Source organism: Sinorhizobium sp. 22678, from assembly GCF_052044265.1.
Classification (GTDB): Bacteria; Pseudomonadota; Alphaproteobacteria; order Rhizobiales; family Rhizobiaceae; genus Sinorhizobium; species Sinorhizobium meliloti_A.
This window is the reverse complement of sequence record NZ_JBQEMS010000003.1, coordinates 120,858-135,277: the sequence shown is the minus strand read 5'-3', so window position 1 is coordinate 135,277 and position 14,420 is coordinate 120,858. Positions and strand designations below refer to the sequence as shown.

The 14,420-nt window shown below is 64.1% G+C and carries 13 protein-coding genes; 11 read left to right on the top strand and 2 right to left on the bottom strand.

Translation table 11 applies throughout. The annotated features are described in order from the left end of the window. Positions 1-75: 75 nt before the first annotated feature. Positions 76-1,965, top strand: coding sequence for a bifunctional sugar phosphate isomerase/epimerase/4-hydroxyphenylpyruvate dioxygenase family protein (locus tag ACTJKL_RS06215; protein WP_440852459.1), 1,890 nt, complete (start codon positions 76-78; stop codon positions 1,963-1,965). A gap of 28 nt (positions 1,966-1,993) precedes the next feature. Here the strand turns inward: ACTJKL_RS06215 and pcaQ are convergent, their stop codons facing one another. Further along, the gene (gene pcaQ / locus ACTJKL_RS06210) at positions 1,994-2,935 is read right to left on the bottom strand and encodes a pca operon transcription factor PcaQ (protein WP_440852458.1); all 942 of its coding nucleotides are present in this window, start codon (positions 2,933-2,935) and stop codon (positions 1,994-1,996) included. 93 nt (positions 2,936-3,028) lie between these two features. Between pcaQ and pcaD the strand changes: the two genes are divergently transcribed. The 5 genes from pcaD to ACTJKL_RS06185 all read left to right on the top strand — a co-directional run bounded on the left by pcaD (position 3,029) and on the right by ACTJKL_RS06185 (position 6,782). Further along, a complete protein-coding gene (gene pcaD, locus ACTJKL_RS06205; RefSeq protein ID WP_379936973.1) occupies positions 3,029-3,835 on the top strand; it encodes a 3-oxoadipate enol-lactonase in 807 nt (268 codons plus the stop codon). Then, positions 3,832-4,239: a 4-carboxymuconolactone decarboxylase gene (pcaC, locus tag ACTJKL_RS06200; RefSeq protein ID WP_018096140.1), complete on the top strand. Its 408-nt coding sequence runs from the start codon at positions 3,832-3,834 to the stop codon at positions 4,237-4,239. The genes pcaD and pcaC overlap by 4 nt, the downstream gene beginning before the upstream one ends. Positions 4,240-4,257: 18 nt before the next feature. After that, complete coding sequence (pcaH, locus tag ACTJKL_RS06195; RefSeq protein ID WP_440852457.1) at positions 4,258-5,019, top strand: protocatechuate 3,4-dioxygenase subunit beta; 762 nt, start codon at positions 4,258-4,260, stop codon at positions 5,017-5,019. Between the two features lie 10 nt (positions 5,020-5,029). Further along, entirely contained in the window at positions 5,030-5,644 is a 615-nt protein-coding gene (gene pcaG / locus ACTJKL_RS06190; RefSeq protein WP_440852456.1) for a protocatechuate 3,4-dioxygenase subunit alpha, read from the top strand. A gap of 82 nt (positions 5,645-5,726) precedes the next feature. Beyond that, positions 5,727-6,782, top strand: coding sequence for a 3-carboxy-cis,cis-muconate cycloisomerase (locus ACTJKL_RS06185; protein WP_440852455.1), 1,056 nt, complete (start codon positions 5,727-5,729; stop codon positions 6,780-6,782). A 10-nt stretch (positions 6,783-6,792) separates the two neighbouring features. On the opposite strand, the gene ACTJKL_RS06180 is transcribed toward ACTJKL_RS06185, so the two are convergent. Further along, positions 6,793-9,414: a malto-oligosyltrehalose synthase gene (locus ACTJKL_RS06180; RefSeq protein WP_440852454.1), complete on the bottom strand. Its 2,622-nt coding sequence runs from the start codon at positions 9,412-9,414 to the stop codon at positions 6,793-6,795. 180 nt (positions 9,415-9,594) lie between these two features. Between ACTJKL_RS06180 and msuE the strand changes: the two genes are divergently transcribed. The 5 genes from msuE (at position 9,595) to ACTJKL_RS06155 (ending at position 14,317) form a co-directional block, all read left to right on the top strand. After that, positions 9,595-10,152 carry an FMN reductase gene (msuE, locus tag ACTJKL_RS06175; RefSeq protein ID WP_275599460.1) on the top strand — a complete coding sequence of 186 codons (558 nt, stop codon included), beginning with the start codon at positions 9,595-9,597 and terminating at the stop codon, positions 10,150-10,152. Between the two features lie 83 nt (positions 10,153-10,235). Next, positions 10,236-11,585, top strand: coding sequence for an LLM class flavin-dependent oxidoreductase (locus tag ACTJKL_RS06170; protein WP_275600122.1), 1,350 nt, complete (start codon positions 10,236-10,238; stop codon positions 11,583-11,585). A gap of 16 nt (positions 11,586-11,601) precedes the next feature. Next, positions 11,602-12,447 carry an ABC transporter permease gene (locus tag ACTJKL_RS06165; RefSeq protein ID WP_440852453.1) on the top strand — a complete coding sequence of 282 codons (846 nt, stop codon included), beginning with the start codon at positions 11,602-11,604 and terminating at the stop codon, positions 12,445-12,447. Positions 12,448-12,543: 96 nt separating this feature from the next. Then, positions 12,544-13,536, top strand: coding sequence for an ABC transporter substrate-binding protein (locus ACTJKL_RS06160; RefSeq protein WP_440852452.1), 993 nt, complete (start codon positions 12,544-12,546; stop codon positions 13,534-13,536). Between the two features lie 10 nt (positions 13,537-13,546). After that, positions 13,547-14,317: an ABC transporter ATP-binding protein gene (locus tag ACTJKL_RS06155; protein ID WP_275599458.1), complete on the top strand. Its 771-nt coding sequence runs from the start codon at positions 13,547-13,549 to the stop codon at positions 14,315-14,317. The last annotated feature ends 103 nt before the right edge of the window (positions 14,318-14,420 follow it).

Below are 14,420 nucleotides of genomic sequence, written 5' to 3'. Positions count from 1 at the left end.
TTCGCCTTTTTGCGGAAGCAAGCCGGCCCTGCCACGCGGACCGGCAAAGGACGAGGCCGGCGAGAGGAGATCGGCATGAAGACCTCGATCGCGACCGTTTCGATCAGCGGCACTCTTTCGGAGAAGCTCGCCGCCGTCGCTGCGTCGGGCTTCAATGGCGTAGAGATATTCGAGAACGATTTCCTGACCTTCGACGGCTCGCCGGCGGAAGTCGGCCGCATGGTCGGCGATCACGGGCTGGAGGTGACGCTTTTTCAGCCGTTCCGCGATTTCGAAGGTCTGCCGGAACCGCACCGGTCGCGTGCTTTCGACCGGGCGGAGCGCAAGTTCGACGTGATGCAGGAGCTTGGAACGGAACTGATGCTCGTCTGTTCCAGCGTTTCCCCGCTCGCATTGGGCGGTATCGACCGCGCTGCCGACGACCTTCGGGAACTGGGCGAGAGGGCGGCCAAGCGCGGCTTGCGCGTCGGCTACGAGGCCCTTGCCTGGGGCCGCCATGTCAACGATCATCGGGATGCTTGGGAAATCGTGCGGCGGGCGGACCACCCGAATATCGGGCTGATCCTCGACAGTTTCCACACCCTGTCGCGCAATATCGACCTGCGGTCGATCCGCTCCATTCCGGGGGACCGCATCTTCATCGTTCAGCTCGCGGACGCGCCGCGAATCGACATGGATCTGCTTTATCTCAGCCGCCATTTCCGCAACATGCCCGGCGAAGGCGATCTTCCGGTCGTCGATTTCATGCAGGCTGTCGCCGCGACCGGCTATGACGGCGCCCTATCGCTCGAAATCTTCAACGACCAGTTCCGGGGCGGATCACCCAGGGCGATCGCCGAGGACGGACATCGTTCCCTGGTCTACCTGATGGATCGGGTGAAGCGGTGCGAACCGGTCGCGAAGAGCGCGGAGGCAATGCCCGACCGCGTCGAGGTGCTGGGCGTCGAATTCGTGGAGTTCACCGCCGATCGGGCAGAGGCGGAGGCGCTCGGGTCGCTTCTGGGAACGATGGGTTTTCACGCGGTTGCCTCACATCGCGAGAAATCGGTGGCGCTATGGCGCCAGGGTCGCGATCGTGGAGGCGTAAACATCGTCATTAACACCGAGCAGCATGGCTTCGCTCATTCGAGCTACCTGGTGCACGGGGCATCGGCCTATGCGATCGGCCTGAAAGTGCCCGATGCCGCGGCCGCCGTCGAACGCTCGGCCGCGCTCGGGGCCGAAATATTCCGGGCCGAGGCAAACGAAGGCGAGGGGGCGATGGCCGCAATCCGCGGCATCGGCGGCGGCTTGATCTATTTCCTGAACGAGGCCGACGACGTCTGGTCGCGCGAGTTCGTCCGGTCGGGAAAGGCGCCTCAGGGATCATCGCCCCTCGTCGCCATCGACCATGTGGCGCAATCCATGCAGGCGGAGGAGCTCCCGAGCTGGCTGCTTTTCTACACGTCCATCCTCGATGCCGACAAATCGGCAGAGGTCGATATCGTCGATCCTGCCGGTCTGATCCGCAGCCAGGTCGTGGAGAATGCGAGCGGGACGCTCCGGCTGACATTGAACGGAGCGGACAACCACCGCACGCTGGCAGGCCACTTCATAGCAGAGAGCTTTGGCTCGGGTGTCCAGCATGTGGCCTTCCGCACCGACGATATCTTCGCAGCCGCCGACCATATGCGCCGGAGCGGCTTTCGCCCATTGGCAATCTCGCGCAACTACTATGACGACATCGAGGTGCGGTTCGGGCTCGAACCTGACTTCGTCGATCGACTGAGGGCTGAGAGCATCCTCTACGACCGCGATGAAGACGGCGAGTATTTCCAGATCTACGGCCCGACCTATGGAGAAGGCTTCTTCTTCGAAATTGTCGAGCGGCGCGCCGGCTATCGCGGCTACGGCGCAGCCAACGCGCCCTTCCGCATCGCCGCTCAGAAGCGCTCGCTTCGACCCGCCGGAATGCCGGCTCTTTAGGGTTGGTGAGGGGTTCAATTCCCCGGTGCTACGCCGTCCCCTTTGCTTCCGCAGCCATCGCCGTCCCGGCCGCCTCGCGCAGCGTCTGCATCAGGATCGAGAGCGGCAGCGACGGGATAGCGTCGGTCCGCATGGTAAGCCCGACGGGTCCCCTCGTCTCGCTCGTGTCGACCGGCAGCGCCGCCAACACGCCATCCGCGATATCCGTGGCGACGACGCCCGCCGATATGATCCAGATGGCGTCGCTGGAGCGAACGAACGCCCGGCCGAAGGAGTCGGAAACGGTCTCGATCTGGTTCGCAAGGCCGGCGATGCCGTTGGCGATCAGGAAATGCTCGACGAAGGGGCGGATGATCGAGGCGCGGGTAGGCATCAGCACCGGATAGTCGCTCAGATGCGCGAACACAGACTGCTTGCCGGAGATGAGCGGATGTCCGGCGCGCACCGCGAAGACCACCTGTTCCGAGTAGAGATGCTCGAACGAGAAGCCAGTCATCTTGTCCGGAGCGGCGAGCCTGCCGACGACGAGGTCGAGATCGCCCACGCGCAATTGTTCGAGAAGCACTGCGTTTTCACCGGTGACGATCTTGATGCGTGCGCCGGTCTTCTCTTTCAGGAAGAGTGCGATGGCGCGCGGCATGATGCGGGTCGAAACGGTCGGAAGCGCACCGACGCGGATCGGCGGGCCTTCGCCGGACCGCTCCTGCGAGACGGAATCCAGGCCTTGGCGCAACGCCGTCAGCGCGGCGCCTGCATGGCGCAGAAAGACCTCGCCGTAGCGCGTGATCTTGATGCCGCGCCCCTCGCGCTCGAAAACCGCGACGCCCAGAACCTCTTCGAGTTCCCGGATCGTCTTGGTGACCGCCGGCTGCGTGACATGCAGGAGTTCGGCCGCCTTCACCACGCTCTTCTGGCGCGCGACCTCGACAAATGTCTGCAGATGGCGAAACTTAACGCGAGCGTCGATCACGGATCGCATAACCCTCTGGTTAAGGGAAAGCCACGAAATATCATTTTACCTAACCAGATGAAACATCCAATTTGACGACGGAGGAGAGCTGCCGTGCAATTCACCCGCATCAACGACGTCACGATTCACTATCGCGTGGTCGGCGCGGTCACGGAAAGGCCCGCGCTCGTCTTCATCAACTCGCTCGGCACGGATTTCCGCATCTGGCGCGATGTCGTCCTCCGACTGGCCGGCGATTTTGCCATCGTGCTCTATGACAAGCGTGGTCATGGGCTGTCCGATATCGGCCAGGTTCCCTATTCCATCGAGGACCATGCGACCGATCTCGCCGGGCTCCTCGATCGCCTCGCCGTGAAACAGGCGATTGTTTGCGGACTTTCGGTCGGCGGTCTCATCGCGCAATCGCTCTACGGCCGCCGCCCCGACCTCGTGCGGGCGCTCGTGCTTTCCGACACCGCCCACAAGATCGGCACCGCCGAGTTCTGGGACGCCCGCATCGCGGCGATCGAGGCGCATGGCATCGAGGCGGTCGCCGACGGCGTGCTCGAACGCTGGTTCACCCCGGCCTTCCGGCGACCCGAAAACCTCGCCTTCACCGGCTACCGCAACATGCTGGTCCGTCAACCGGTGCCGGGCTATGTCGGCACCTGCGCCGCCATCCGCGACGCCGATTTCACGGAAGCCGCGGGCACGATCGCGGTTCCGGTGCTCTGCGTCGTCGGCGACCAGGACGGTTCGACGCCGCCCGACCTGGTCCGCTCGACGGCCGATCTCATTGCGGGCGCGCGCTTCGAAGTGATCCGCGGAGCGGGACATATCCCCTGCGTCGAGCAGCCGGAAGCCTTGACGTCGGTGCTGAAACGCTTCTTCCGATCCGTGTTGTCTGGAGGCAAACCATGAGCGATGCCCTTGCGCCTTCCGGGCGCTACCGACAGGGAATGGCGACGCGACGCGCCGTTCTAGGCGACGATCACGTCGACCGGGCGGAGTCGGCATCGACCGATTTCGACCGTCCTTTCCAGGAGCTGATCACCGAGGCGGCATGGGGGCATGTCTGGTCGCGTCCCGGCTGGACGAAGCGGGAGCGGTCGATCGTCACCATCGCCCTGCTCGCCGCCCTCGGACAGGACGAGGAGGTGGCCATGCATGTCCGCGCCACGGCCAATACCGGGGCGACGCGCGAGGATATTTGCGAGGCACTGCTGCATGTTGCCATCTATGCAGGCGTTCCGGCGGCCAATCACGCTATCAAGATCGTCAAGCAGGTTTTCGCGGAAATGGATGCCGGCACGGCTGCTCGATAGGGGCGAGGGAGAAGGACGATGTCCGACAATCAAAATGGCAGACGGAAGGGTCAGCCCGAAACGGGCGCCTTTTTCGCCCGCGACCGCGCCTGGCACCCGCCGGCCTTCGCGCCCGGTTACAAGACCTCCGTGCTGCGTTCGCCGCAGAAGGCGCTGCTGTCGCTCGACGGGACCATATCCGAGATCACCGGCCCGGCCTTCGGCCATTCGATGCTTGGCGAGCTCGACAACGACCTGATCCATAACTTCGCCAGTCCCGGTGAAAGCGCGATCGGCGAACGCATCATCGTCCATGGCCGCGTCCTCGACGAACGCGGCCATCCGGTTCGGGGTGTGCTCGTCGAGTTCTGGCAGGCGAATGCCGGCGGACGCTACCGTCACAAGAAGGAAAGCTATCTCGCGCCGCTGGATCCGAATTTCGGCGGCTGCGGCAGAACGATCACCGACGAGGAAGGCCGTTACTGGTTCCGCACGGTCAGGCCCGGAGCCTATCCCTGGCCGAACGGCGTCAACGACTGGCGGCCCGCCCATATCCATTTCTCGGTCTTCGGCCACGGTTTCGCCCAGCGCCTGATCACGCAGATGTATTTCGAGGGCGATCCGATGATCTGGAAATGTCCGATCGTCGGCACGATCCCCGACCGCCGGGCGATCGAGCAACTGATCGCGGCTCTCGACTGGGGTAACACGGTGCCCATGGATGCGCGCGCCTACAGGTTCGACATCGTGCTGCGTGGCCGCCGCTCGACCTTCTTCGAAAACAGGCCGGAAGGGAATTGAGGAGGCACCGATGGTTCAGGATCCAGGCACCCTCAAGGAAACGGCGTCGCAGACCGCCGGGCCCTATGTCCATATCGGCCTGACGCCGAATTTCTGCGGCATCGGCGGCGTATATGATGGCGACCTCGGCGCTTCGATGGTCAACGACAAGACGCTCGGGCAGCGCATCACCGTGACCGGTCGCGTCATCGACGGCGCCGGAATGCCGCTCAGGGACGCACTTCTCGAAGTCTGGCAGGCGGACGCAGCCGGGCTCTACAATTCCCCGTCGGAGCTGCGCGGTACGGCGGACCCGAACTTTACCGGCTGGGGACGCTCACCGACGAGCGACGAGGACGGCGTCTTCACTTTCGAGACGGTGAAGCCGGGCCGCGTTCCATTCCACGACGGCCGGCTGATGGCTCCGCATGTCAGCTTCTGGATCGTCGCGCGCGGCATCAACATCGGCCTTCACACGCGCATGTATTTCCCAGACGAGGCGGCGGCGAATGCCGAAGATCCGTTGCTTGCCCGCATCGAGCACCGCCACCGGGCCAAGACGCTTGTCGCGGCGGGTCAGGCCCCTAATTATGTCTTCGACATTCATCTCCAGGGCGAGAAGGAAACGGTCTTCCTGGATATATGATCGTTCGGCAGCCCGCCCCCGCGTTGCCGCATGCGTGTGAGGCTCCCTTCAAATCGAAGGGCGCGAGAGCTGGAGATGCGGCATGACCTATTCGGCCTTCGATCACCCCTATCTTTCCGGTCTTCTGGGAGACGAGGCGGTGGCGGCGGAATTCTCCGTCGTCGCGGATGTTCGCGCCATGCTGGCCTTCGAGGCGGCGCTTGCGCGGGCCGAGGCGCGCCACGGCGTCATCCCCGAGGCGGCCGCCAATCGCATTGCCGAGGCATGCCGTGGCTTCTCTCCGGACGTCGGCGCCATGCGCCGGGCAACTGCCATCGACGGTGTCGTCGTTCCCGAGCTCGTGCGGCAATTGCGCCGGGCGGTCGGCGAAGAGGCGGCGGAACATGTCCATTTCGGAGCCAGCAGCCAGGACGTGGTCGATACCAGCCTCATGCTGAGGCTGAAGGCGATCGCGGAACTTTTCTCCGGCCGGATCGGCGACGTCGTGACGGCGCTCGAAGCTTGCGGGCGGCACTGGGGCGAGCGTACGCTGACCGCCCATACGCGGATGCAGCCGGCGATCCCGATTACAGTGGCCGACCGCCTGCGGAGCTGGATCGAGCCGCTGTTCGACCATCAGGACAGGCTGGATGCCACGGGAACGGACATTTTTACGGTGCAGTTCGGAGGAGCCGCCGGCACGCTCGAAAAGCTCAAGGGCAAGGCCGACATCGTCCGCGCGACGCTGGCGGAGGAACTCGCGCTGGTCGACTGCCCGCAATGGCACAGCCAGCGCCTGCCGATCGCTGATTTCACCCACCTCCTGTCGCTCGTCACCGGCAGCCTCGGCAAGTTCGGTCAGGACGTGGCGCTGATGGCGCAGGCGGGAGACGAGATCGTGCTTGCCGGCGGCGGCGGCTCCTCGGCCATGCCGCACAAGCAGAACCCGGTCGCCGCGGAGGTGCTGGTGACGCTTGCCCGCTTCAACGCGACGCAGATTTCCGCCATCCACCAGTCGATGGTGCACGAGCAGGAGCGGTCGGGCTCCGCCTGGACGCTCGAATGGCTGATCCTGCCGCAGATGGTCGGCGCAACGGCGGCCGCGTTGAGGCTCGCCGCCGAGCTCGCCGGCAATGTCCGGCGGCTGGGGCGGGTGTGAGGTTGATCCCTCACGCCTCGACCAGCAAGGCGACAGGAAAGTCCCGCAGGATGTCCGCCACGGCAAGAAGAGGTCGAGGCTCGGTGACGCCGCCGGTCAGGAGATTGCACATGGGCTTGAACTGGCAGCCCTCGGGCAAGGCGAGGAAGGCGTTTCGCCACAGTTCCGGACGGACGGACAGGCGGCCGTCGACCGTCTGGCCGAAGACAAGCCGCGGGACGACTGTGAGCGCAAAGCCATTCCTGCCGCGACGCATGAAAACGGCGGCGTGACGGGCGCCCGGTCCTTCGACGCGCACCGCGCGATAGTCGCCTCTTCCAAGACAATCCGCGCCGCGCCCTCGGCGATAGTTCAGGCCTATCGAGATCAGCGTCTGCTTGCAGTCCTCGAAATCGCCGATCGGCGGCGCTTGCGGCAGCCGGGAAGGTGAGGGGCGCGGTGAAAAGCCGCGGCGGTTGTCGGGATCGACGAGGGAAAGGTCGACGCGTTCGCTGCCCTGATAGATATCGGGAATGCCGGGCGCGGTGAGCTTCACCAGCGTTTGCGAGAGGCTGTTGATCAGGCCGGCATGGATGAACGGTGCGGCCGTTTTCTCGAAATCGCCGAGGAAGGACCGGTTCCGGCGATCCAGGAGATCGCCGAGAAAGGCCTTGATCGCTGCTTCATAGCGCTCGTTCGGATCGTCCCAGCTTGTCCTGAGCTTTGCCTCCCGCAGCGCCTTAACGGCGAAATCGAGCATCCGCTCGTGCAGAAAGATCAGGTCGTCTTCGTCACCGAGCGGCGCTATGGGCCAGGCACCGAGCAGGCTCTGATAGAGGAATTGCTCGACCGAAGCGTCCGGTTCCTCGCCGGCCGGGAGTCGGCCCATGCTTTCCGCATTCATCCCGTGCCAGCGGTCCACCGCTGCGGCCCAGACGTCCGGTGCCTCGCTGATGACGTGGAGCCGGGCGCGCGCATCTTCACCCCGCTTGGTGTCGTGCGTGGAAGTAGCCGACAGGCCGTGCGGCATCCGGCTTGCGCGATCCTGCATCGTCGCATGAAAGCGGCCGACGCCGCCGGGCGTCCATAAGGGGGAGGCACCCACCTCGTTCGCCGCGAGATAATCGCCTCTCCGATAGAAGAAGGTATCCTCGACCGCCTTGGCCATGACCGCGCCGCTCAACTGCTGAAAGCGCGTACGGAATTCAGACCGCACCTTGCCGTCGGCCGAGTCGAACGGCAGCCTGAGTGCGGGAACGATCGCTGCGATCTCGGCGCCGACGGCGGGCGCGCGTGCCGCTGCCTTCGCTGCGGCTGCGTCGAGGATGCGGCTGTCGCGCGCTCCGGCCCCCCGGTCGCCGACATAGGTCCGATAGACGGGCAGTGCAGCCGTCAGCTGGGAAATGGCCTCACCGGTCCGCTCGTTCTGGTCCGGATCCTCATCGCCTGTGAAGCGAGCGGCCAGTCCGGTCAGCCGCCGGACTTCCGTATTGAAATTGCGGCTGAGGACCTGAAGCTTGCATCCCGTGACCGCCTCTTCGGCCGCCGATCGCCTTTCCTCGCTCGAAAGCCACGAAGACGGAGTGTCGTCGGAAAGGAGATCCGCGAGGGCCGATATGAACTCGTAGCCCGTGGTTCCGTCGACCGGCCAGTCGGACGGCAGCGTTTCGTTCTCGCCGAGTATTTTCTCGACGATGATATAGGTGCCGTCGCCGGCCTCCCGGCGGAGCCGGTCGAGATAGCCCTTGGGATCGGCCAGGCCGTCGATGTGATCGATCCTGAGCCCATCGATCAGGCCTTCCCGGACCAGGGCGAGCGCAAGCCGGTGGGTATCCGTGAAGACCGCGTCATCTTCGACGCGCATGCCGATGAGGCCGGCAACCTCGAAAAACCGCCGGTAGCTGAGCTTGTCCCGGGCCGTCTGCCAGCTCATCAGCCGCCAGGATTGTCTCCGATGCAGCCGGTCGAGTGTGTCTGCGGAGAACCGGGCGAGACATTGGTCGAGTTCGGCAGCGAGCGATGGCGTCGCGACGACAGAGGCGATTTCCGCGTGGAACTGTGCGGCGGTTTTCCGTTCGACCGTGCCGGCGGCAGCCGCGAGCCTTTCGAGCACGGCATTGCCGTTGCGCGGGATCGCCGCATAGCTGGCGGGATTGAGCGGATAGAGAGCCTCGTAATAGCGGAGCGCCAGGCAGCGGCGCTCGTGGTCGTAAGCAAGGCGCAGATTGCGGGCTGCGACCTCTTCCTCAAACGACCGGCCGAGGAAGGGGAGCGTAAGCGGCTCCCGCCAGTCGATGTCGAAATAGTCGGCAAATTCGCTAAGGCGGCCCCATTCGATCACGCTGTGCCACCAGTCATTCTCGAGATGCGCGGCCATGTGGTTCGGGACGATGTCCAGAATGAGACCGAGTCCTTCGGCTTTCAGCGCATGGGCGAGCCGCACAAATCCGTCGTAGCCACCCAGGTCCGGGTCGATCTCGTTGTAGTCGACGATGTCGTAGCCATGGGTTGACCCTCGGACCGCGGTGAAAACGGGCGAGGCGTAGAGGTGAGATATGCCGAGCCCGACGAGGTGCGGGATCAACTCCACGGCTTTTGCGAAGTCCATCCCGTTGCGGAATTGGAGACGGTAGGTTGCGTCGGGCAGATGCATGGCGGTCTTGCACTTGTCTGGCGGTAACACCGCGGCCGGTGCTTTGTTCCCCCAGGGAAGCCTCGAAAGCAAAGTCTTCTTGTTCGCGCATCGGGAATAGAACGGCGTTCCTTTAGTCTACTAAGATTATAGATTTTGATGAGTATCACAGGAGCACGGATCTCACGAGGAGCTAAAGCGATGCCGCAGACACGAGTGGTGGGTATTTCAGGCAATATCACGCGTCCGTCCAGGACACGCGCATTCGTGGACCATATCGTCCACCGGCTGGCGGTCGACGCAGGGGCGTCGGCGCAGACCTTCGATATCGAGGACTTCGGGGCGTCGCTGCCCCCTGCGAGAAGGCTCGACGAACTCGCACCGGAAGCGCGCTATGTCGTCGGCCAGATGCTTGCAGCCGACATTCTGGTGGTGGGGTCGCCGACCTTCAAGGGAAGCTATACCGGCCTCTTCAAGCACGTCTTCGACCTGCTTGATCCCTCCTCGCTTCGCGGCAAGCCCGTCATCCTCGCCGCCACCGGGGGCGGGGAACGCCACTCGCTGATGGTGGAGCATCAGTTGAGGCCACTGTTCGGCTTCTTCGAGGCATTGGCGATCCCGACCGCGATCTACGCTTCCGACAAGGACTTTGCCGACGGCTCTCTCGCCTCCGAGGCGATCCATGAACGCGTCGGCAGGGCGGTCGGCGAGGCAACGCAGGCGCTCGCGCGCACCGCCAGGGCAAGCCTGGCGGCTTAACCGCAATTTCAACCCAACCCGGTTTGCGTCGGCAATCGAGGCGAGTGACGCCGGCCGGCGAAGCAAATCCAACGGAGGCAGCGATGACCAGACAGATCAAGCTTGGAGCCTTTCTTCCCGGCGGCGGCCAGCATATTGCCGCCTGGAGGCATCCGGGCGCTCCGGCAGATGGTGCCACCAATTTCGAATTCCACAGAAGGCTCGCCGAGACCGCGGAGCGCGGCCTGTTCGACGCCTATTTTCTCGCCGACAACCTCTCCGTCGGGCTTGGCGGCCGCGAAGGCGGCAATGCGAAGATCGCCGGTTTCGAGCCTGTCACTCTCTTTGCAGCACTCGCGCCGCTGACGACCCATCTGGGCTTCATCGCCACGGCATCGACGACCTATGAGGAGCCCTACACGCTCGCCCGCAAGTTCGCCTCGCTGGACCTTCTGTCCAACGGGCGGGCAGGCTGGAACGTGGTCACCTCCGCCGGGGACGAGACGGCGCGCAACTTCAACAGAGAGACGCAGCCGAGCCACGCCGACCGATACGAGCGCGCACACGAGCACGTCGAGACCGTCAAGGCTCTATGGGACAGCTGGGAAGATGATGCCTTCATCCGCGACAAGGCGACCGGCCGCTTCTTCGATGCCGGCCGGGTTCACGACATCGACCACAAGGGCAAGCATTTCAGCGTCAAAGGACCGCTGAACGCGCCGCGTCCCGTCCAAGGACATCCGGTCGTGGTGCAGGCGGGGCAATCCGAGGACGGACGCAGGCTTGCGGCGGCCAGTGCCGAGGTGATCTTCACCGCCCATCAGAACCTCGCTTCGGCGCAGGAGTTCTACCGCGACATCAAGGCACGCGTGAAGCACGCCGGGCGCAACCCCGACCATGTGCTGATCATGCCGGGGGTGGCTCCTTTTGTCGGCCGGACCGAAGAGGAGGCGCGCTCCAAATATGAAGAGCTGAATGCGTTGATCGTGCCGGAGGACGGCGTGGCGCTGTTGAATGGCCTGACCGGCGGCACGCTCGACCTGACGGGATATCCGCTCGATGGGCCCTTGCCCGTCAGCAATGAGACAGAAGGAATGAAAAGCCGGCAGGCGCTGATCCGAAAGATCGCGGACGAGCATGGCTTCACCATCCGCCAGCTCTATCAGTGGATCGCGACCGCACGCGGTCACTGCACCGTCGTCGGCAGCGCCGAGCAGGTCGCCGATCAGCTCGAGGAGTGGTTCCTGAGCGAAGCCGCCGACGGTTTCAACATCCTGCCGCCATGGCTTCCGGGCGCGCTCGACGATTTCGTCGATCTGGTCGTCCCCATACTGCAGAGACGCGGCCTGTTCCGCACCGCCTACGAGGGGCGGACGCTGCGGGAGAATCTCGGACTTCCCCGTCCGGCGAACCCGTGGACTTTGGCGCGCGCGACCGTTCAGGCGGCCGAGTAAGAGGGGAGACACGAAAATGAGCTTGCAGGAACTCGACAGGTCGATCCTCCACGAAGGCGGCAGCGTCAGCGCAAAAGCAGACGAGTATCTCCGCCGGTCAGGCGCCGCCGCCGGCAGCTGGCTGTCGCGCTACGGACTGCTCATCGCCTTTCTTGCGCTCTGGCAGGCGGCCAGCACCGCCGGCTGGATCAATCCGGCCGTGTTTCCGTCCGTCGGTGCCATCTTTTCCGCCCTGTGGACGGGAATTTCCGGCGGAGCCTTGCTCGACGACATCGCGATCAGTCTTCAGCGCTCCGGAACCGCCTTCGTCGGGGCGGTGGTCCTGGCCATACCGCTCGGTCTCTTGATGGGGCAGGTGCGTCCGATCGAGAACGCGCTCGATCCCGTCCTCCAGCTTTTCCGCCAGACGTCCGCGCTCGCTCTCTATCCGGTTTTCATTCTGCTTCTCGGACTCGGCGAGGCGTCGAAAGTCTTCGTCATCTTCTGGGCGACGCTCTTCCCGTTGCTTCTGAATACCATCAACGGGGTCAAGGAAGTGGATTCGAAGCTGATCGAGATGGCGCGCGTCTATGGCGCGTCGCGTCTCACTGTGTTCCGTCGCGTGGTTCTTCCGGGCGCCGTTCCTTCGATCTTCGTCGGCCTGCGCCTGAGTGCGACGACTGCCCTGCTGCTGCTCATCGCATCCGAGATGATCGGGGCCAATAAGGGCATCGGGTTCCAGGTCATGAACGCCCAGTACAATTTCCAGATTCCCCTGATGTTCGCGGCGATCTTCATTCTCGCCGGGCTGGGGCTCGTCTCCAACTACGCGCTGGTCTTTGCGCAGCGCCGCCTCTGCCGCTGGAGCGACGCCTCGAACTAGAGCAATTCCAGAAAAAGTGCGCAGCGGCCTTCCGCCCGGAACTGCGGCAAAACGGCCTCGACATTCGAAACTTCCAGATCATGGAAAAGGTGACATATGACGATTTCCATTCGCGCCCTCGCATTCGGCAGCCTGTTCTCGATCGGGCTTTCCAGCCTTGCAGCAGCAGAAGCTCCGGAACCGGTGACGCTGCGGTTCCTCGCGAGCCAGGGCAGCCTGTCGCCGCACGAACTCGCCTATGAGCTCGGCTATTTCGACAGCCTCGGCATCAGGCTCGAGAATGTCGGTTATGCGGGAGGCGGGCCCGCATCCCTGTTCGCGCTTGCCTCCGGCAGCGTCGACATCGGCTCGGCGGCGACCGCAGCCGTCATCAACTCGATCGCCGGCGGAAACGATTTCGTCGCGGCCTTTCCGACCAACGGCATCAACGAGCAGGTCAAGAGCATATTCTACGTGCTCGACGACAGCCCGATCAGGTCCATCGAGGACATCGCAGGTAAGACGATTGCGGTGAATACGCTCGGGGCGCATCTCGACTATGCGGTACGCGAGGCGCTGCACAGCAAGGGTTTGCCCGAAAAGGCAGCAAACCTAGTCGTCGTACCCGGGCCGCAGCTCGAACAGACGCTCCGGTCGAACCAGGTCGACATCGCCGCCGTGGGATACTGGCAGGCGACCTTCAACGGCCAGATCTTGGATCACGGCGGGGTGCGCGCGGTCTTCGACGACACGGATGTGCTCGGCGAAATTGCCGGCGGTTTTGCGGTTCTCAGGCGGGATTTCGTCGAAAAGAATCCGGAGGCCGCCAAAAACTTCGTTGAACAATCCGCGCGCGCCGCCGACTGGTCACGCGAGCATCCGGAAGAAGCGCGCGCCGTGCTCGCCCGTATTCTGACCGAGCGCGGCGAAAACGGCGATCTCGCGAGGCATTGGACGGGATTCGGTCTACGAAAGGGCGCGCAAGCGACCGAGCGCGATCTGGATTTCTGGATCGGCGTTCTCGAACGCGAGGGCAGCCTGCCGCAGGGCAAATATAAGGCTTCCGATCTTCTGTTCCGGCCGGACGCGACGTCCGCCGCGGCGAATTGAGGGGGTGAAAATGGCTGAAGTCAGAAGCCTGCGCAAAGGGGAGGTGGCGTTGCGCGATCTCTCGAAATCCTTCCGGATCAACGGGCGGCGGCTCAGCGTCCTCAGGAACCTCAATCTGGACATCCGGTCCGGGGAATGCCTTGCAATCGTCGGGGCGAGCGGATCGGGCAAGACGACATTGCTGCGGGTTCTCGCGGGTCTCGAAACGGCCGATGCGGGCCGGGTATTGATCGACGGCCGGCCGGTTGCCGGTGTCGGCAAGGAGCGCGCCGTCATTTTCCAGGAGCCGCGGCTGCTTCCCTGGCTGACGGTTCTCGGCAATGTGGCCTTCGGCCTGAAGGTGCGAGGCGAGGATTCCGGACGCGCCGAGGAGCTTGCACGTCACTACATTTCGCTTGTCGGCCTTGCCGATTTCCAGGATGCCTATCCGAAGCAGCTTTCCGGTGGAATGGCGCAGCGGGTCGGGCTTGCGCGAGCGCTGACGGTAAAGCCCGAGATCCTGCTGCTGGACGAGCCGCTGGGCGCCCTCGATGCGATGACGAAACTGACGATGCAGCAGGAGCTCGAGCGCATCTGGCGGGAGGAGAACGTGACGATGGTTCTGGTCACGCATGATCTCGAGGAGGCCATCTATCTGGCGGATCGTGTCCTGGTACTGCCGAAGCAACAGGACGGAGCGCCGAGAGTGATCGACATCGACCTGCCCCGGCCGCGCGATCGCAGCGGCGCACGCTTCGTGCGCTACAGGCAGGAACTGCTTCGGGAATTCGGGCTGCACTGACGCACGCGCGCTTCCTCCATAACCCCCGGACAAAACAATAACCGGGGGATTATGGATTTCCGCCCATATTTCATTTTTGCATCACCGTTTGACATGGCAGACT